This window comes from Sphingomonas sp. AP28, assembly GCF_056680455.1.
The window spans coordinates 1,427,516-1,446,888 of the sequence record NZ_CM155283.1 but is presented as its reverse complement, the minus strand read 5'-3'; the positions used below and the strand labels follow the sequence as shown (position 1 = coordinate 1,446,888).

17 protein-coding genes are annotated in these 19,373 nt (G+C 66.6%); 2 read left to right on the top strand and 15 right to left on the bottom strand.

Annotated elements, in window-relative coordinates; genetic code table 11:
* Window positions 1–41 precede the first annotated feature (41 nt).
* From AC1MH0_RS06530 to AC1MH0_RS06510, 5 genes are all read right to left on the bottom strand, one after another.
* Window positions 42–2,300 carry a glycosyltransferase family 4 protein gene (locus AC1MH0_RS06530; protein WP_480965214.1) on the bottom strand — a complete coding sequence of 753 codons (2,259 nt, stop codon included), beginning with the start codon at window positions 2,298–2,300 and terminating at the stop codon, window positions 42–44.
* The gene (locus AC1MH0_RS06525; RefSeq protein ID WP_480965213.1) at window positions 2,297–3,397 is read right to left on the bottom strand and encodes a zinc-dependent alcohol dehydrogenase; all 1,101 of its coding nucleotides are present in this window, start codon (window positions 3,395–3,397) and stop codon (window positions 2,297–2,299) included. The genes AC1MH0_RS06530 and AC1MH0_RS06525 overlap by 4 nt, the downstream gene beginning before the upstream one ends.
* Window positions 3,390–5,453: a glycosyltransferase gene (locus AC1MH0_RS06520; protein ID WP_480965212.1), complete on the bottom strand. Its 2,064-nt coding sequence runs from the start codon at window positions 5,451–5,453 to the stop codon at window positions 3,390–3,392. Before AC1MH0_RS06520 ends, AC1MH0_RS06525 begins: the two co-directional genes overlap by 8 nt.
* Window positions 5,450–7,648, bottom strand: a complete 2,199-nt coding sequence (gene glf, locus AC1MH0_RS06515) for a UDP-galactopyranose mutase (RefSeq protein WP_480965689.1) — start codon at window positions 7,646–7,648, stop codon at window positions 5,450–5,452. Before glf ends, AC1MH0_RS06520 begins: the two co-directional genes overlap by 4 nt.
* Before the next feature lie 180 nt (window positions 7,649–7,828).
* A complete protein-coding gene (locus tag AC1MH0_RS06510) occupies window positions 7,829–9,019 on the bottom strand; it encodes a glycosyltransferase family 4 protein (RefSeq protein WP_480965211.1) in 1,191 nt (396 codons plus the stop codon).
* Between the two features lie 150 nt (window positions 9,020–9,169).
* On the opposite strand from AC1MH0_RS06510, the gene AC1MH0_RS06505 reads away from it, so the two are divergent.
* Entirely contained in the window at window positions 9,170–9,472 is a 303-nt protein-coding gene (locus AC1MH0_RS06505; protein WP_480965210.1) for a hypothetical protein, read from the top strand.
* Window positions 9,473–9,635: 163 nt separating this feature from the next.
* Here the strand turns inward: AC1MH0_RS06505 and AC1MH0_RS06500 are convergent, their stop codons facing one another.
* Complete coding sequence (locus tag AC1MH0_RS06500; protein WP_480965209.1) at window positions 9,636–10,478, bottom strand: alpha/beta fold hydrolase; 843 nt, start codon at window positions 10,476–10,478, stop codon at window positions 9,636–9,638.
* 309 nt (window positions 10,479–10,787) lie between these two features.
* On the opposite strand from AC1MH0_RS06500, the gene AC1MH0_RS06495 reads away from it, so the two are divergent.
* A complete protein-coding gene (locus tag AC1MH0_RS06495) occupies window positions 10,788–11,390 on the top strand; it encodes a TMEM175 family protein (RefSeq protein WP_480965208.1) in 603 nt (200 codons plus the stop codon).
* Window positions 11,391–11,422: 32 nt separating this feature from the next.
* Here the strand turns inward: AC1MH0_RS06495 and AC1MH0_RS06490 are convergent, their stop codons facing one another.
* From AC1MH0_RS06490 to AC1MH0_RS06450, 9 genes are all read right to left on the bottom strand, one after another.
* The gene (locus tag AC1MH0_RS06490) at window positions 11,423–13,006 is read right to left on the bottom strand and encodes a phospholipase D-like domain-containing protein (RefSeq protein WP_480965207.1); all 1,584 of its coding nucleotides are present in this window, start codon (window positions 13,004–13,006) and stop codon (window positions 11,423–11,425) included.
* A gap of 124 nt (window positions 13,007–13,130) precedes the next feature.
* Window positions 13,131–13,274 carry a hypothetical protein gene (locus AC1MH0_RS06485; protein WP_156348916.1) on the bottom strand — a complete coding sequence of 48 codons (144 nt, stop codon included), beginning with the start codon at window positions 13,272–13,274 and terminating at the stop codon, window positions 13,131–13,133.
* Window positions 13,275–13,444: 170 nt separating this feature from the next.
* Complete coding sequence (locus AC1MH0_RS06480) at window positions 13,445–14,338, bottom strand: hypothetical protein (RefSeq protein WP_480965206.1); 894 nt, start codon at window positions 14,336–14,338, stop codon at window positions 13,445–13,447.
* A 38-nt stretch (window positions 14,339–14,376) separates the two neighbouring features.
* Entirely contained in the window at window positions 14,377–14,628 is a 252-nt protein-coding gene (locus AC1MH0_RS06475; RefSeq protein ID WP_480965205.1) for a hypothetical protein, read from the bottom strand.
* Window positions 14,625–16,157 carry a PAS domain S-box protein gene (locus AC1MH0_RS06470; protein WP_480965204.1) on the bottom strand — a complete coding sequence of 511 codons (1,533 nt, stop codon included), beginning with the start codon at window positions 16,155–16,157 and terminating at the stop codon, window positions 14,625–14,627. Before AC1MH0_RS06470 ends, AC1MH0_RS06475 begins: the two co-directional genes overlap by 4 nt.
* A gap of 4 nt (window positions 16,158–16,161) precedes the next feature.
* On the bottom strand, window positions 16,162–16,527 hold the full coding sequence (locus tag AC1MH0_RS06465; RefSeq protein ID WP_056064930.1) for a CsbD family protein: 366 nt from the start codon (window positions 16,525–16,527) through the stop codon (window positions 16,162–16,164).
* Between the two features lie 41 nt (window positions 16,528–16,568).
* Window positions 16,569–16,898, bottom strand: coding sequence for a hypothetical protein (locus AC1MH0_RS06460; protein WP_480965203.1), 330 nt, complete (start codon window positions 16,896–16,898; stop codon window positions 16,569–16,571).
* Window positions 16,899–17,020: 122 nt separating this feature from the next.
* Complete coding sequence (locus tag AC1MH0_RS06455; protein ID WP_480965202.1) at window positions 17,021–17,194, bottom strand: hypothetical protein; 174 nt, start codon at window positions 17,192–17,194, stop codon at window positions 17,021–17,023.
* Between the two features lie 197 nt (window positions 17,195–17,391).
* Entirely contained in the window at window positions 17,392–19,317 is a 1,926-nt protein-coding gene (locus tag AC1MH0_RS06450; RefSeq protein ID WP_480965201.1) for a CocE/NonD family hydrolase, read from the bottom strand.
* Window positions 19,318–19,373: the final 56 nt, after the last annotated feature.

The following is a 19,373-nucleotide window of genomic DNA, read 5'->3' as shown; positions in this document are numbered from 1 at the left end:
CCCCTCGATCGTATCGACTTCGATCAGTATCGGGGCCCAAGTTAACGCAGGATATCGCGCCCCTGCGCCTGCCGGATGACGTCGGTGAGCGCGGCGTTCGGCACGCGGTCGGCGAGGACCGGCGAGCAGGCGAGCAGGCCGTTGGGGCAGTAGCGATCGTCGTCCCAGCCGGGGTGGTCCAGGATCGGGTAGAGGCACACGCCCTCGATCGGCACGCCGAGCGACTGAGCGATCTTCACCTCGCGCAGGATCATGCGAAGCCAGGCAGGGCGGGCGCTGCCTTCGATGCCGGTTTCGGCGATGAAGATCGGGCGGCCGTAGCGCGCATAGGCGTCGGCGAGGATCGCATGGAGCGGGCGGCTGAGGGGGTGGTCGTACGACAGCGGTGGACCGCCGTGGATCCACTGGTTGTTGTGGTAGAAGTTGACGCCGACGATATCGAGCAGCGCTGAGCGGCCGCCGATCTGGGGCCACGCCTTCCCTGCGATCATGTCCCAGGCCTGGTATTGTGCGAGGCGGTGGCCTTCGGCGGCGGGGGCGTCGTGCGGGCGGGTGGGGTCGGTTATGACGTTGATGACCGGGTCGGCGTGGACGAACCTTGCGGCGGGGTCGACCGCGAGGATCGCTTCCATCGCGGCGATCGAGGCGCGGGCGAGCTGCACCTTCAGTTCGTAGCCGCGGCGTTGCGCGAACGGGTTGAGATAGGCTGCGTCGCCGCCGCCCCAGGCGAAGAACGAGATCTCGTTGACGGGGGCGTAGAAGCGGGTCTCGCCAGGTGCGGCCGGGCCGATGTGGCGCGCGGCGGCGGCGGCGAAGGCGGCGAAGCGGGTGACGAAGGCAGGCGTCCAGATGTCGATGTCGTCGGGCCAGCCGTAATGGAGCAGGTCCCAGATGACTTCGGTGCCGATCGTGTTGGCTGCGTCTAGCTGGCGGTCGAGGCTGGACCAGTCGTAGCGGCCGGGTTCGAGCTCGATCAGATGCCAGCGCAGGCCGTCGCGGACCGTCAGGATGCCAAGCTTGGCGAGTTCATTGTAATCATGCGCGGCGAGGGTGTCGTGATGGCTGGCGGCGATGACGTCGACGCGCTTGCGGTCGTGCGCGCGGCGGTGCGTGGAGGATTCGAAGCCGCCTTGCAGGAAGCTGCGGAAGAGGCCGGTCGGGCTAGGCAGGGGTGGCCGGTCGGACAGGACTTCGGCGAACAGGGCTTCCCAGCGGGGGACTACGGCGGCGACGGCGTACTCGCTGTCGACCTTGGCGCGGAGGGCGGTGCCGAGGCGGGTTCGGAGTGCTGGGTCTTCGAGGAGCTTCGTGATCGCGGCTGCGACGGCTGGCGGGTCTTCGTGGGGGACGAACAGGCCGCTGACCCCGTCGACGATCTGTTGTTCCGAGCCGTTGTCTCGCGTTGCTATGACGGGGAGGCGTGCGGCGCCGGCTTCGGCAATGACATGCGGCATACCTTCGCCGCGGGAGAGCCAGACGAAGATGTCGAGCGCGGCGAGCAGGTCGGGCACGTCGTCGCGGTCGCCGAGGAAGGTCAGGGCGGTGTCGAGGCCGAGCGCGTGCGCGCGGTTGCGGAGTGCTGCGGCATATTCGGGAATGAAGGCGTCCGGTCCGCCGATGACGACGAAACGCGCACGGGGGTGGCTAGCGTGGACCAGTGCGGCGCCTTCGATGAAGTCCTCGACGCGCTTCTTCGGGTCGAGTCGGCCTAGCCAGCCGATCAGCGGTACGTCTTCGGCGATCCCTAGCGTCGCACGGACCGGCGCGTGGCGCGCGGGGTCGAAGGCGCGCGTGTCGACCATCGACGGGATCTCGACGGCGTGGTGTTCGCGGCCGGGCATGCGGCTGGCGGCGGCGTCGCGGATCGAGGCGCAGACGCCGACATAGCGCGCGGTGAAATGCTTGGGGCCGGCGAGCGCTTCGGAGACGAGGCCGCCATGCTCGATCAATGGCGGGCGAAGGTGCATGCGTTCGAGCGCGGGATAGATGTCCGCGACGTTCTGGCACGAGACGACGACGTCGTACGCGGGCAGCTTGCTCGCGAGGTAGGCGACGGTCTCGTCGAAGCCGAGCGCGTAGGGCGTGCGGTCGACGGGGACGCCGATCGCTTCCAACTGCGCGTGCGTCTGCTCGGGCATGCCGTCTTTTCGGAAGCAGGCGACGACCTCGATTCGGTAGCGTGTCGGGTCGAGCGCCTGGGCGAGCAGGCGCACCTCCGTCTCCTCGCCGCCGACGACGAGCCAGGCGAAGACGAACAGGATGCGGATCGGGCGGGCGTCGGCAGTGAGTGCGGTGCTCAATCGCCGACCTTGAACACGATCTGGAGGAATTCGGGCCGCTCGCCGACCAGCTTTGCGATGAAGGCGGGGGCGTCGTCATAGGGCACGACGTGCGTGATGAGTTGCGCGCGGATCTCCGGGCCACGCGCGAGCAACAGCTTCACCGTCTCGTTGGCAAGGCGGCGGCGGTCCCATTGGAAGCCGAGCCCGCGGGGGACGCGGTTGATCTGCGCGCAGCGGAGGTTGAGGCCGTTGTGGTGGAATTCCTCGCCGAGCCGGAGCCGGTCGGCGCCACCCTGGTAGAAAGCGAGATCGATCACCGTGCCTTGTGGCCTCAGCGCGCGCATCGCGGCGTGGAGGCTGGCGGCGTCGGCGCGAGTCTGGAACACGACGTCCGCGCCGCGATCGTCGCCGCCGTGGAGCCAGCGTGCCTTGGCGTAGGCCCAGGCCTGGTCCTCGGTCATCGCGGTGATGCCGAGGCATTCGGCGCGCAGGCGGCGGAAGGGGGACGGGTCGGCGATCACGACTTCGCTCGCGCCGGCGGCCTGGGCGAACAGGGCCGTCAGCATGCCGACGATGCCTGCACCGATGATCAGCGCGGGACGTCCGCGGATGCCGTCGCCGAGGTTGACGACGTTGGGGCCGAGTAGTTCGGCGTCTGCGTGAAGAATGCCGTTGGCGGCGATCGGCCCCATCTGGCCGATATAGATGCCGAGGATCGGATCGAGCTCGGGCGGGAGCTTGGTCAGCAGGTCGTTGAACGGGTCTGCGGTGTGGCCGGTCTTGTGGCCGAAGACGGTGCCGACGACGTCCCCATTGGCGAAATCGTCGACCCGGCTGTCGCTGACGCGCGCGCATTCCATGTAGCCGAGGAACGGCACCGGATAGTGCGCACTCGGTTCGCCGGGGACGAACACGCCGCGGCCTGCGTCCCAGCGGGAGTGGAGATACGGGTTGCTGTTCTTGACGAAGGTGAGTTCCGTGCCGGCGGAAAATCCGGTGTAGAGCAGGTCAAGGCGGACCTGGCCGTCGCCCGGAGGTGCTTCGTCATAGCCGAAGAAATAGGCCTGGCCGGGGCGTTCGACGCCGAGCGAGCGGACGTGGCGCCACTCAGACATGGATCACCTCCCGCTCGCGGACGTCGATCGCTCGGCCTTCGACGGCGGAACGTTCGATCGCCAGCGCGAGGCGGAGCGTTTCGAGCGCGGCGGGATAGGGGCAGCGGATCCGGTTCTCGCCCCCACGGACCGCGTCGATGAAGTCGCGATCCTCGAGCACGACCGGATCGCTGCCGGTGCCGCGAACAGGGCGACCGCGACCGATGTCGATCATCACGTCGCGATCGGTGAGTTCGATCGCGAGGCCTTCGCCGAAGAGGTGGAGGCCGACGCGGTGGTTCCAGTTGAGCAGGCAGGTGGAGGCGAAATTGGCGATCGCGCCGCTGGCGAAGGTGAGCATCGCGGTACTGGTTGTGGCGACGTCGAGGCCGGGGAAGGCGGCGCGATCGATGTGGCCCGACTGGCCGTAGACGCGGACGACGTCGCCGACGAGGTAGCGCGCGAGATCGACTAAGTGCGTCGTCTGTTCGAGCATCTGGCCGCCCGAAGCGTCCTTCTTCCACCACCAGCGCGGTGGCGGGGTGGAGTCGAGCCAATAGCCGGAGAGCAGGCGGGCGGGGGTTGCCGAGAGCAGCGCCTTCACCTCGTCCACGGTATCGAGATAGCGCCAGTGATAGCCGACCGCGGTGACGAGACCGAGCCGGTCGACTGCGGCTGCGACGTCCTCTGCGGTGCCGAGGTCGATCGCGACGGGCTTCTCGACGAAGAACGGCAGCTTGTGTTCGATCGCGAGGCGTTCGGGTTCGCCGTGCGCGAACGGGGGCACGCAGATGTAGAGCGCGTCCAGCTCGACCGCGGCCAGCATCGCCGCGGCATCATCGAAAGCGCGCGCGCCGAAGCGGGCGGCCGCCTCGGTCGCGCGGGCCATGTCGACGTCGGCGACCGCGACGATCGCGACTTCGTCGAACTGCTCCAGCACGCCGAAATGGCGGTTGGCGATGCCGCCCGCGCCTATGAACCCGATCCGTGTCCGCTCCACGCCGTCTCCCTTTGTGTTTTGGTCTTGCACGGCGGCGTAGACCGCGCGCGTGTCGGCGATCATGCGATCCGCCGAGAACAGGTCCTGCTGGCGCTCGATCGCGGCGTTGGCCATTGTTTTTAGGCTGTCGCGGTCGGCTAGCAGCGTGACGATCGCATCGGCGAAACTGGCCGGGTCTGCGGCGGTCAGGCGACCGGTGACGCCGTCCTCAATCGCTTCGGCATTGCCGGGCGCGACGGTGGCGACGACGGGGAGGCCGGCGGCCATCGCTTCGAGCGCGACCAGCGGCAGGCCTTCGAACGCGGACGGCAGGACGAGCAGGTCGGCGAGCGTCATCAGGTCGGCGACGTCGCTGCGGGTGCCGAGCATGCGGACGGTGCCAGCGAGACCCTTCGCGGCGATGGCGCGTGCGGTTTGCGTCAGGAGGGGGCCTTCGCCGGCGAGCAGCACGATCAGGTCCGGGTGTGCGGCCCGGATTGCGGGCAACGCGTCGAGCAGGAGCGCGTGGCCCTTTTGCTCGGCGAAGCGCGCGACCATGAGCAGGACGGGGGCATTGCCAACACCCCATTCGCCACGGAGGGCTTCGCGTGGACGCGACGGTCTGTGTGCGCCTACGCCGTTGTGGATCGTCGCGACGAGGGCTGGATCGACGCCGGCCGCGCGGTGGCTGTCGCCGACTGCGTCCGACACGCAGATCAGGCGTGCGAGCGCGGCCGAGGTATCGCGGTGTTCGTCGCGTTGGGCGGGGTCGGTGAGGAGATAGGGGAGGTGCTCGGTGCGGATAACCGGCACACCCGCGGCGTGAGCGGCGCGGACGGCGGCGTGTCCTTCCCAGCCTATGCCGGCATGGACGTGGACGATATCGGGCGTCGCGCGGTCGAGCCAGCGGGCGAGGTTCGCATCGTCGTCGAGCGCCTTGACTGCGTAACCCTTGGCGGCGGCGTGTTCGAGCAGGCCGGTGCCGGGGCGGGCGGCTACTACGATCTCGTCTCCGCCCAGTCCTTCGGCGAGCGTCATCATGTGCGCGCCGACGCCGGACGGGGCGAGGCTGTCGGTCAGCAGGCAGATGCGGGTCATTCGGCGGCCATCACGGGGGTTTCGAGGACGGCGGACTTGGCCACCATGCGGCGATAGGTGGCGAGTGCCTGCCCCACGACCTGATCCATATTGTAGTAGCGATACGTCGCGAGCCGCCCGACGAAGGTCACGCCCTCCTCCGCATCGGCGAGTGCCTCGTAGCGTTTGAACAGCGCCTGGTTCTCGGGGCGGGGGATCGGGTAATACGGGTCGCCCTCCGCGCTTGGGAATTCGTAGCTGATGCTGGTCTTCGCGTGGAGCTGGCCGGTCAGATGCTTGTATTCGGTGATGCGGGTCTGCGGCACGGTTTCGTCCGGGTAGTTGACGACGGCGACCGGCTGGAACTGCGCGACGTCGTGCGTCTCGTGGCGGAACTGGAGGCTGCGATACGGCAGCTTGCCGAAGCGGAAGTCGAAATATTCGTCGATCGGGCCGGTAAATACGATATGGTCGACGTCGACGCGGTCGATCACGTCGCGATATTCGACGCCGAGATCGAGCGTGATGCCGGGGTGATCGAGCATCGCCTCGAACATCCGGGTGTAGCCGTTCGCCGGCATCGCCTGGAATTTATCGGTGAAATAGCGATCGTCCGTCGAGGTGCGCGTGGGCACGCGCGCGGTGACGGCGCGGTCGAGTTCGGACGGGTCGAGGCCCCATTGCTTCCGCGTGTAGCCGCGGAAGAACGTCTCGTAGAGATCGCGACCGACCGCTGCGACGACGACGTCCTCGGAGGTGCGGATGTCCTCGACCGATTCCGCGCGGCTGGCGAGGAAGGCTGCGGCTTCCGCGTCGTCCTTGAGCGACAGGCCGTAGAGGTCGTTGAGCGTGGTGCGGTTGATCGGCATCGGCACGAGCTTGTCGTCGACGTTTGCCAGCACTCTGTGTTCGTAGGGGCGCCACTCAGTGAAGCGCGAGAGGTAGTCGAACACGTCGGCGGAATTGGTGTGGAAGATGTGCGGGCCGTAGCGGTGGATCAGCACGCCAGCCGCGTCATGCTCGTCATACGCGTTGCCGCCGATGTGCGGGCGGCGGTCGACGACGAGGACGCGCTGGCCGCTGTCGCTGGCCAGGCGTTCGGCGAGGACCGCGCCGGCGAACCCTGCGCCGACGATCAGCGTGTCGTAGCGTTCGCGTTTCGGCGCGGGGGCGTATTTTTTACCGTTTAAGATGCGGTCAATCTCGGTTGCCATGGCGGTTTGCGTGCGGTCCCAGGATTGCGTGGCGAGCAGGCGGTCGGCTTCGTCGCGCCATGCGCCTTCGCGGGGGAGCGTGAGGGCGGCCTCGCACGCGGCGACGAACGCCGGCGCGTCGGACGCGATCGAGACGGCTGCTGCGTCACCGTAGTGGCGGATCACGTCGACGATCGGCGTCGAGACGACGGGCAAGCCGCCGGCGAGATATTCGGGCGTCTTGGTCGGGCTGATGAAGCGTGTCGCGGCGTTGATCGCGAACGGCATCAGCGCGACGTCCCAGCCCGAGAGATAGGCGGGAAGTTCGTTGTAGCCGCGCCCGCCGAGCCAGTGGATGTTGGCGCGGCGTGGCAGGTGCGCGGGGTCGATCTTCACGACTGGGCCAATCATCACGAACGACCAGTCGGGCCGCTCAGCGGCGACGGCGTCGAGCAGTGCGAGGTCGATGCGTTCGTCGATGACGCCGAAGAAACCGAGCTTCGGGCCGGGAATGTGGCGCTGGTCCTCAGGTTCGGTGTTGCCGGTGCGGGCTTGGGCAAAATGCGCGACGTCGACGGCGGAGGGGAAGGCGTGGACGTCGCGGTGGCGGCCGCGCTTGGCTTCGTACAGGCTGTAGCCGCCGGTGAACACGACGTCGGCACGCGCGAGCAACCGGGCTTCGCGGTCGAGCAGGGCGGGGTCGGCGAAGCGGAACGCGGACAGTTCGTCCATGCAGTCGTAGACGACCGCGGCGGCGTCGAGATGCTCGGCGAACGGGAGCATCATCGGCGTGTAGAACCAGAGCACCGGCTTGGTCCGGATGCTCGTCGCGACAAGCATGTCGAGAAGTTGCCGCAAGCCTGCCTCGACCTGCTCGGCACTCCACCAGTGCGGAAGGCGCGGGCGCAGTGCGATCACGTTGTCGGCGGGAAACGGGTGGTGTTCGAGGAAGGGCAGCGGGTGGTCGCAGAGGATGTGTTCTTCCCAGACGAACACGCTCTGGGTTTGCGCGAACCGCTTCATCAGATGCTGCGGGCGCTGCGTGACGAAATCCCAGCGGAGATGCGAGAAGCAGATCAGCGGCGGCGGCGGGCTCGTATCGTCGGTCGTGGCGAGGCTGGGGGTAGGTCCGATACCGTGCACGCTCTTCCAATCCGCGAATCCGCGGTCATCCGCGTTGTTAATCGAACCTAAGCCCACGCTTCAGACCTGACTATGCAAATGTAATTGCTTTGCATCATGTATTTGCTGGATAATCGCACCCAAACGCACAACGCTATGCTGCCAAGTCCAACGCTCCAATACGGCGTCGCGGGGCCGGAATTCGGCGTAGGTTTCACGCATTGTAAGGATCGCATCGGCAAACCCGGTTGTCGAAGCGGTCATGCCGGTCTCGGGCAGGATGAACTGCAATCCGCAGCGTAATCCCGCGTTGGCGAGCACCGGCAGGCCGGCGAGCATGTATTCGGTGAGGATCGCGGGCGCGCCGTCGTCGATGCCGCAGACGACTCCGAACCTGGCGCGGTTCATCAGGCGGTTGACCTCGTCTATGGGTACGCCCGGCGGTCCGACGAATTCGATCGAGAGATTCTGGTCACGCGCGCGTTGGCGGAGTGCGTCGGCATCCTCGCCGTAGCCGAAGACGCAGAGCGCGCGGACGTCGCGCGGCAGTTGTGCAAGCGCGTCGAACAGGATGTCGTGGCGCTTATACGGCTGCGCGGCGGCGACGTAGATCAGGTCGACATCCTTGGGCGTGCCGAGCGGACGGAACTGGTCGACCGCGGCGAACTCGGGGCCGACCGGCAGGATCACGGTGCGCATGCCGGGGTGGCGGGCCTCGACCTCGTCGGACTGCCACTGCGCGCCGGTGATGACGAGATCGAAATGCTCGCTGACTTCGGGCGGTACGCGCAACGAGGGCGCGTCGATCGAATTGTAGAGGATGATGCTGTTCGCACAGAGCGCGAGGAGCTCGGGCGCGACGCCTAGCCCGAGCACGACCAGGATGTGCGGTGCACCGAAGGTCCGCACGAAGTCGAACATCTCGGTGGAGGCGAACGGCGCGCAATCGTGGTCGAGGCGGAAGGCGCGGCGCGCGAGCACCGGACTGTCGCGGTGGAATGGTGGGTCGCCTTCGCCGCGCCAGTGATGCCAGATCTCGGCCTGCTCGACGATGCCGGCCGCGACGAGCGCGAGCGGAAGGCGTTCGAGATACCCGCCGGCGACGGGCTCGCGGTGGCCGGCGGCACCCGTCCAGGGTCGGCTCACGGGATCGATCGCGCGCCATGCCGATCCGTCGCGAGGAGGCGGTACGGTGAAGGGATCCGCAGGGGGCCAGCCGTCGACCCAGTCGCTGATGACGACGACCGATCGCCGTTCGCTCAACGCCACCATGCATGCATCCCCTGCATCGGTATCTCCCCTAGGTCTTGCTCCCTTTGGTTGCAGGACAGGCGCTTAACGGGCGAAATCGAGGAACGGGATCATGCAGCTCAAATTTTATCCGCGCGCGTATTCCCAATCATGCTCGACCGGCGGCGGGGCTTGCGCCGCGATCGACCATGTGTCGCTCGGTCCGATGCCGATCCTGGGAGCGCCCGATGCGCTGAAGGTGTCGGGCGTGTCGCTGAGGCTGAACGGGCGCGGTGCGGCGCGGGTTGCGGAAGTGCGCCGTTCACGCTCGCGGCCGGGCGGACTGCGGCGAAGGACGTGTTCCTGTCGCCCGCCGATCTTGCCGATGGGCAAGGCAGGGCGGGGGACGCGCGTCTGGTGTCGGTGCCGGCCGCGACGGTGACTCTGTCCTCGCTTGCCGATGCGGGGGTGCCGACGTGGAATATCGTGCTGTAGGCGGTGCTGCTCGCGGCGACGGCATTGCTGGCCGGGGTGGCGTGGATGTTGTGGTGGCAACAGGCGGTGCAAACGCCGCGCGATCCGCACTGACGGTCGGGGTCTTAGGTATCGGCCCGCCGCGTGCTTTCAGATCACGCGGCGGGCCGGCCCCTACGGCCGTTCAGCTTTTCACGAACGCCAGCAGATCGGGGTTGAGGACCTCGGCGTGCGTCGTCAGCATGCCGTGCGGAAAGCCCTTGTAGATCTTCAGCGTGGCGTTCTTGAGCAGTTTCGCCTGCACGAGCGAGGCGTCTTCATAGGGGACGATCTGGTCGTCATCGCCTTGCAGCACCAGCATTGGCACGGTGATCGCCTCCAGATCCGCGGTCTGGTCGGTCTCCGAAAACGCCTTGATGCCGTCGTAATGTGCGAGCGCGCTGCCCATCATCCCCTGACGCCACCAATTCCGGACGACGCCATCCGAGACGACCGCGTTCGGACGGTTGAAGCCGTAGAACGGCCCCGATGCGACATCGAGGAAGAACTGCGCGCGGTTCTGGGCGAGCGCCTTGCGGAATCCGTCGAACACCGCGATCGGCGTGCCGCCGGGATTGGCGTCGGTCTTGACCATCAGCGGCGGGACCGCGCTGACGAGGACGGCCTTGGCGACGCGGCCCTGGGGCTGGCCGAACTGCGCGACATAGCGCGCCACTTCGCCGCCGCCGGTCGAGTGGCCGATATGCACCGCGTTGGTCAGGTCGAGATGCTCGGCGACGGCGGAGGCGTCGGCGGCATAATGGTCCATGTCGTTGCCGGTTTCGGCCTGTGACGAGCGACCATGCCCGCGGCGATCATGCGCGACGACGCGGTAGCCCTCCGCGAGGAAGAACAGCATCTGCGTGTCCCAGTCGTCCGACGACAAGGGCCAGCCGTGATGGAACACGATCGGCTGCGCGTCCTTCGGTCCCCAATCCTTGTAGAAGATGTCGACGCCGTCTTCGGTCTTGATGAAGCCGCTGCTCATTTCGGTAACTCCGTCTTGTCATGGAAGTGCAAGGAAGCGTGCGATTCAGGGTCAAGCCTCTCCGAACACAGGTTTTCCTGATCTGCCGGGCGTTTATCACGTCTACAAATGGCAAACAGAAACTGCGTCGTCAGAGGAATGACACGCCGCGACACGATGTAAAAGCCCGGATCGGACTGGGATAGATCGGTCAATCGTTTATAGGTCATAGTATCGCAACGGCTGAGACCGAGCCGGTTTATTGCAAGATACTGAGTTCACATTTCTTATTGTGGCCAAGCTCACGGTGAGAGCTGGCGGGGGGCGACTATGAGCGGACGACGACTGGGGCCGGGCAGAGTCGAGGCCTTCACGGACGGCGTGGTCGCGATCATCATCACGATCATGGTGCTGGAACTGAAGGTGCCGGAAACGGGCGACCTGCACGCGTTGATCGGGAGTGCGCCGGTGCTGCTGGCGTATGTGTTGAGCTTCGTGAACGTCGGGCTGTTCTGGAACAATCACCACCACATGTTTTCCGCGGTCGAGCGCGTCGACGGGCGCGTGATGTGGGCGAACCTGTTCCTGCTGTTCTGGCTGAGCCTGGTGCCGTTCGTGATCCGCTGGCTCGACGAAAGCGCGTTCGCGGCGGGGGCGACGGCAGCTTACGGCATCGTGCTGGGCTTGGCGGCGATTGGTTATTCGCTGACCGAACGCGCGATCATCGCCTGCAACGGCAAGGAGTCGGCGGTCGCGCGCGCGATCGGTTCCGACTGGAAGGGGTGGGGCAGCATCGCGCTCTATTTCACCGGCGTGCCGCTCGCGTTCGTCAGCCGCTGGTTCGCGATCGCGTTGTACGTGGGGGTGGTTGCGCTGTGGCTCATCCCCGACCGGCGGATCGTGCGCGCGTTCGAGGATGAGCTGCGAGGCTGAGTCCTCCCCCTCGAGGGGGGAGGATTTGCGCATCATTTCCTGGTGCGGAGGCCCCATAGCATCGTCCCGACCAGCGCGATGCCGGCCGCGGTGCCGCCGACCGCGACCGCGGCCATGACCGGCGAGATGCTGCCGTCGGCGCGGTGGAGGTGCGGGCGCAGGTTCTTGAGCAGCGGCTTGCGGCCCGACAGTCCCTCGAACATCTCGCCCGGACCCTCGGGATCGAGGATCTTGTTGTCGGCCAGCCACTCGCGCACCGAATCGAGTTCGGGAACCTCGTACGGGCGAAGCGAGCGGCCATCGCCGCGCAGCAGTTCGATGGTTTCGATCAGCGAGCCGGTTTCCGCGATCGACGTCTCGATCGTGGCGACGTCGGTGTCGAGATGTTCGGCGAGCAGGCCGTTGCGAATGCTTGCGATCGTGTCGCGCTCACCGGCGTTGCGGTCGCGCGCGGCGTCGATGACGACGTCGCATTCGCTGTCGAGCCGCAGCGAACGGTTGTTGAAGTTGGACGAGCCGACGCGAAGCACCTCGTCGTCGACCACCGTCACCTTGGCGTGGACGTAGATCGGCTGCCCACCCGCGGTGAAAGGGTGGTAGAGCCGCAGCCGATTGTGCGGATCCTGTTCGTGCAGCGCCTCGACTAGACGTGCACGTGCGGAGTCCATTGCGATCGGTTCGAGCCAGCCCTCCGCCGTGGTCGGGTGGACGATGACGAACTCGGGACCGTCGGGTTCGCGCAACCGCTTGCCGATCGCCTCGGCCACCTTGCGCGACGCGAAATACTGGCTCTCGGCGTAGAAGAAACGCTTCGTCCGCGCGATCAGGTCGACGTACAGCGCCTCGATGTCGTGGCGGGGCTCCTGCTCGGCCATTTCGGGTATCGTAAGCGCGATGCCGACTTCGACGTCGGTGAAATCAGCCTTCACGTGATCGGGCCAGCAGTCGGCGCCATCGGTCACCGGCTCCAGCGCGCCACCGCCGGACACTTCCCAGCGCCCACGGCACATGTCGCCGAGTGCGCGTGCGACCGGGCCTTGCAGGATCGTGGTCGCGTCGTGCCACGGACCGTAGGGCGAGCCGTCGGGCTCGATCCGGCGCGGTTCGTCGTCGGCATGCGCGCGCGTGTCCCAGCGGTCGACGGTCATGTCGATCCCGCCGCAGAACGCGACGTCGTCGTCGATCACGACCACTTTCTGGTGATGCGAACCGGCGGGGGGATGATGGCCGTCGAGCCGCAGATGGACCTGCGGGTCGCGGATCCACTTGGCGATGCGCAACAGCGTCTGGCCGTGGAACAGCGTCTTGATCGCGCCGGTATCCCAGCGGAGGATATGGATGTTGAGCCCCGGCGTGCGGCGCGCGAGCCAGGTGACGAATTCGCCGACCCGCTCGGGACCGCCATCGTCGTCGTCCCCGCCGTCGTCGCCGCCACCGAAGCGGATGCGCGCGTCGAAATCCCAGCCGACGAGCAGGATCTGCTTCCTGGCCTTCATCATCACCGCGCGGGCGGCTTTGAAATAATCGTCGGCGTCGACGATGACGGTGGCCTGCTTGGCGGGTTCGATCCGCCAGCAGTTGCGGCCGGGCTCGAGCAGTGTTCCGTGAGAATTCATGATGCTGCCATCGCAGGCTTGGCGCGATCAGCCAACCCACGGAGGCGCGTTTTGCCGCTCGATGGACGAACTGCGGGCAGCATTCATTATAAAATGTTCGTGGCGCGCACGCACAATGGGTATCTTATTCGGACAGTTCGTTCTCGGCTGCGTCGAGCGCCTGCGCCAGCAAGGCCGCCACGAGATGGTCGTCCTGGGCGTCGGCAAGTTGCAACGCACGGACGATGGCAATGCGAAGCGAACGGCGATCCTGTTGCGACGTGGTCATCTCGGTACCCTTGGATTTTTATCAGGTCCTCGCCGCAGGTCCTTACCCGGTCGGCAGCGACGATGTAACCTGTTTGACGAACGAACGGCCGCGCGATTGCGCGGCCGTTCGCCGAATGGGATGCCGTCCCGTTACGCGGACGGCACCCGTTACATGAACCGGTCGCCGTATCAGACGGCGTCGGTGTAGACGCGGCGGCGGGCGGCGGTGGTGGCACCGAAGCCTGCAGCGGCAGCGCCGATGAGCAGCGCGATCACGATCATGAACGACGTACCTGCGGCTGCACCGGCGGCGGTGTCGGTCGCCGACTTGGCGGTCTCGATCGTTTTGTTCTTGGTCTGGACGAACTGAGCCTTGGCGCGCGTCACCTGGGCCTGAGCCTCCGGACGGCTGATCTTGCGCTGTGCGGCGACGATGTCGACGATGCGGCTTTCAGCCTGTGCGCCGTCCTGGCCACCCTTTGCGAGTGCCGGCAGCTCCTTGGCGATTTCCTTCTGGGCCTGCTCCGGCGTCATCTGCGCAGGGTCCGACGGTGCGTCCGACAGATACTGAGCAGCTTCCTGGCGAACGTCGGTGACGTCGACATTGGCGACGTCGGCAACCTTCGGGGCTGCTGCGCCGATGCCGGTACCGGCTGCCGATGCGACCGAACCGACGGTGCGGAATGCGCCGCCGATGATGCCGCCGACGGCCGAGGTGAGCAGGTACATGGTTAGGATCAGGGTGACGCCCCAGACGACCAGGCCGTGGATCAGGCCGTCGAACCGGTCATCCACGCCAGCGCCGCGTGCTGCGGCATAACCGCCTGCGCCCAGCGCGATGACCGTCGTGATGATCCAGTAGATCCCTGCGCCGATGCCAAAGCCGGTCGCGCCGGGGGTCGTGCCCTCGACCGGATCGACCAGGCTGAGGCCGATGCCGGTGCCGAGGATGCCGAGCACGAGCTGAATCGCGATCGCGATCACGACGCCGGCGAAGATTGCGCCCCACGAGATGCGGGTCGGGGTCTTCACGCGACGGAAGTCGTCCGTCGGCAGGACGCCGGGATTTACATGGTTAGCCATAATTCACTCCTGTTATTCACGAAATTCGAGGAACGGCGTCAGTCTTTGCCGTGCCTATCGATGGGTGTGTCGATCTGTTTGTCGGCCTTCGCGGTTCCGGCCTTCGAGCCCTTGCCAACCTTCGAGGCTTTGTCGGCCTTGGCTTCGCGGGCGCCGGCTTCGCTTTCCTGCGAGCCGCGCTGTTCGATCGCGGGGTCGCCGATGATCTTGCCGATCGCCTCCTGGATCGAGCCCTTCGCCTGGCGGGTGCGGGCTTCGTCCTGGTCCGATTTGTCCTTGTCGCGCGTCATGCTGCGATCTCCTTCGAAGGCGCCTTGAGGTGGAGCGCGTGCGGGATGGAATCGCCGTCGAACCCCCGCGCGCGCGCCCAGGCGGCGGCGGCGTTGCGGCGGTTGACGCCGATCTTCGAATAGATCCGCGCGACATGGTTGCGCACGGTGTTGCTTGAGACGTCGAGCGTGCGCGCGATCGACTTGTCGTCGAGCCCGCGACAGATCAGCGCCAGCACCTCGCGCTCGCGCTGCGTCAGTTCGTCGAGCCCGACGCCGACCGGCTCGGCGTTCGGCGTGCGGATCCGCGCGAGCTTTTCCATGATCGACCGGCTGAGCCAGCTCGTGTCCTTCATCACCGCCTCGATCGCGTTGACGAGTTCGCGCTCGGACGCTTTGCGCGTGCTGATGTCGCGCATCGCCCACAGCACGCACGCTTCGTCGTCGAGCTGGATCGGCTCGGTCGAGACGATGCAGTCGATGATGTCGCCGTCCTTGCCGCGGATGCGGACTTCGCGGTCGCGGATCGGTAGGCCGGCGTCGATATCGGCCTCGATCGCATGGCGCAGCGCGGGCGTTTCCCACAGGTCGACGTCGCCGAGCGGGCGACCGATGATCTCCGCCGAAGAATAACCGGTGAGGCTGGTGAAGGCCTCGTTGACGTCGCACAGCCGGTGACCATCGCGCGCGCCGATCGCGAGCGCGACGGGTGCGAGCGAGAAGGTCCGCATGAAGCGCTCCTCGCTATGGCGCAGCTGCGTCTCGGCCTTGCGGCGTGGCTCAAGGTCGGCGAAGGTGAACAGCATGCAGGGCTGATCGCCCATGTCGATCGGCTGGCCGGCGACGATCACGAGCTTCGTCTCGCCGTCGGGAAGGCTGAGCTCCGCCTCCATCTGCGGGATGGTGCGGCCCTCGGCGAGGCGCTCCTTGCCGAGATCGCGCTTTTCGCCGCGTTCGAGTACGTCGATATCGTAGACCGTGCGCGACAGTACGGCATCGCGGTCGTGCCCGGTCATGTCGATGAAGCCCTGGTTGACCTTCACGAAGCGAAGATCGCACAGGCGACAGATGACCGCTGGCGCGGGGTTCGCGTTGAACGACTGTTCGAAGCGATCCTCGGCCTCGAACTGTGCGGACACGTCCTGGATGATCATGACGAGGCATTCGGGCTCGTCGTCGTCGTTAGTCAGGACGAGGCTGCGCACCTGATGCACCCAGCGGGGTTCGTCCTCGCCGGCGACCGCGACCTCGACCACGACTTCGGAAAAGGCCTCGCCCGACACGACGCGCTCGATCGGGTAGTCGGCGTCGTTGAGCTTGTGGTTGTTGCGGTAGCGCAGCTGGAATCGCTGGCGGTAATCGTCGACCGTGGCACCGAGATCCTCGACCGAGTCGACCCCGTGCATCCCGAGTGCGGCCGTATTGGCCCACAGGATGTCCTGATCGGGATCGACGAGGATGACGCCTTCGTCCAGCCCCGCGATGATCTGGCGCAGGTGGCGCAGATCGGGGGAGTCACGAAGCGACTTGAGAGGCGGCGCCACGGTCATGCGATCAGTCGCGTTGGCCGTGGACGAGCCATGCGAGGCCGTAGCCGATCGCGGCGGCGCCGAGCGCCCAGAGGACGGGCGCGTCCTTGGCCGATGCCTGCGCGGTCGAGGCGGCACGACGAGCGGCGTCGGCGGCACGATCGCCGGCTTCGCGCGCTTCGCTGCCGATCTTGTCGGCGAGTTCGGGGGCACCGTCGACGGCGTCCTCGATCGCCGACTTGGCGCGGCCGTACAGGTTCTGCGCACCGCCGGCGACCTGGTCGACGACGCCGTCGACCTGCCAGTCGCGGCTGTTCACGGTGTCGCCAACAGCCTTCTCGACCTTGCCGCCGACATAGCGGGCGCCGCCCTGGAATTCGTCCTTGTTCATGTCAGATCCTTACGTTTGGAATTGGGTGGAGAAGGCCTGCGTTACGGCAGCACGCCGCAGCCCGCGGCGGCCTTGCCGACTTCGAGCGCGATCTTCGGGTCGCGGAGTTCGGAGGCGACGCGGATGAGATCGGACGGGGTGAGCACGCCGGGCGTGGTGTCGCCCTGGCGGTACGCCGCGGCGGCCTTGCCCAGACGCTGCAACTGGCTGAGCGAGAGGTTCGCCTGGAGCCGATCACCGACGCAATCGGAGCGCGATTGATCGAGCCCGTAGCGCTGGAGCCCAGACGAAATGCGGGTCGCGGGCGCGGCGCAACCGGCAATGGACGCCAGCAGGGCCAAGGCCCCGGTGGCGGACGTCATGCGCTTCATGTGAGCAGCTCCAGTACATTGCCGCACGCGGGGTATCGCGACGGGACTGGACGCATAAACCTAGCAGTAACTACTTGGTTCCTGGTAGTTTTGTGTAGGACTACTAGCTGTAATGTACCATATCAGGACGTCGCACGCGCCGCATAGAGCCGCGCGAACCGCAGATTGAGCGACCGCGTGCTAGAGTCTTCGGCGACCTTTGCGCGACCCTCATGCCACTCGGCTCGACGCTGAAAATAGCTCGAATCGTCGCTGTCGTCGGCGGGGAAGCAGGTGTCGTCTTGATCCGTCGTCATGGCATTGCCCTTGGTAACCTGCGCCTTCAGTACGAAATTGCAGGCGGCCGCGCGTGATCGGAAACGACTAGGCGACGGAGTAGTATGATCAGTCTGGCGTCAGGGGTAATGACTCTGCGGGGGCGCCGCCGCGGCCGAGTTGGCCGGGCGACGATGTCTGTTCAGGTGGCTTCTAATACCGCAGGGATCGGTGCGAATTATTTCGCCATTGCCGCGGATTGATCGAGCGGCACCACCGGCAACCAGACCGCGCTCGCCGATGCGCCGCCGCGGACGATCGTCACCGTTGCCGGCTTATAGTCCGTTTTCTTCGCGAGGAAGATGTTCGGGACGAAGGTCTGCGGGTTGCGATCGTAGAGCGGGAAGAGGCTCGACTGGACCTGGATCATGATCTTGTGGCCCGGCTGGAAGACGTGGTTCACGGTCGGCAGGCGGAACTTGTATTCCTGCACCTTGCCCGCCGGGATCGCGGTCGGCTTGGCGAAGCTCTGGCGATAGCGACCGCGGAAGATGTCGAGGCTGATCGGCAGTTCGTATCCGCCCATCTTGGGATCGGTCGCGTTCTCGGCGGGGTAGACGTCGATCACCTTGACGACGAAATCGCCGTCGGTGCCGGTCGTCTTTGCGAAGATGTCGGCGATCGGCGCACCCGACACGCGCACCGGCGTGGTCAGCGCCTCGGTGGTGTAGGTCATCACGTCGGGACGGCCATCGACGCCGCGCTGGTCGCTGACGAGCCAATCGCCCCAGCGGCCGTCGCCGAAGTTCACCGGGCGTGGCAGATGCGGCACGGGCTTCGACGGATCGGAGACATAGCTATCGCCGCCGGTCGTCGCCTTGCCGAAGCCGAGCGCACCGCCCTCCTGCAGGTAGATCGGCTTCAGCGGCGACGTGCAGCCCGTCTCGCACGCGAGCGGCCACGTCGCGAACTTGTCCCAGTGGTTCTCACCAGTGTTGTAGATCGCGGCGGCGGGCAGCGTGACGGCCGGGCCATCCTTCAGATACTGGTTGAAATAGGGGAGCAGCATGTCCTCGCGGAATTGCTGCGCGGTGTCGCCATTCCACTGGAACGGCCCGAGGCTGCGGCCCTCGCGGTTGATCTGGCTGTGGCGCCACGGCCCCATCACGAGGTGGTTGTTGCCGAGCTTGCCCTTGGCTTTCAGTGCCTCCCACGCGGTGATCGCGCCGTACATGTCCTCCTGGTCCCAAAGCCCCTGTTCCCAGATCGTCGGCACGTTTGACGGGTTGGCGGCGAGCAGCTTGTCGAGCGCCTGGCCCTGCCAGAAGCCGTCATAGGCGGGGTGCGACACCATCCGCTGCCAATAGGGCAATTGGTCGTAGCCGGACTTCTTCGCCCAGTCGCCGGCCGAGCCGACCTCGCGGAAATTCTCGTAATCGTCATAGCCGCCGGTGGGTGGCGCCTTGCCCGCGCCCTTGTAGCCGGTCTGGCTGCCGAGCCAGGCGATATTGGCGAGGCGGAAGGCGCCGTAGTGGAACCAGTCGTCGCCCATCCAGCCGTCGATCATCGGGCTCTCGGGCGCGGCGACCTTCAGCGCGGGGTGCGGGGCGAGCAGCGCCATCGCGACCGTGAAGCCCTCGTAGGACGAGCCGATCATGCCGACGCGGCCGTTAGATTCCGGCAGGTTCGCCTTGTTCACCAGCCAGTCGATGGTGTCGTACGCGTCGGTGACGTGGTCGACCTTGGTCGGGTTGAGCGAACCGATGACGGGGCGCGTGACGACGTACTCGCCCTCCGACCCGTATTTGCCGCGGATGTCCTGATACACGCGGATATAGCCCGCCTTGACGAACATCTCGTCGGCGAGCGGCAGCGTGGCGAGGATGCTCGCACTGTCCGAGCGGTTCGCGCGACCCTTGGCGTTGTAGGGCGTGCGGGTTAGGACGATCGGCGCGTTCGCTACGCCCTTGGGATAGACGATGACGGTGTAGAGCTTGGTCCCGTCGCGCATCGGGATCATCACCTCGCGCTTTACATAGTCCTGCGCGGCGGTCGGCGGCACGAACTTGGCGGGGATGTCGCCGCCGACGGGCGCGGTCTTGTCCTGCGCGATGGCAGTGGTGGCGAGGGCGATCGAGGCGAGCAGGACGAATTTGACGGACATGGCGAAGGGCTCCGGAAGCGTTGGAGCGAAGCTAGGCGCAACCGGGGCGCGGGGGC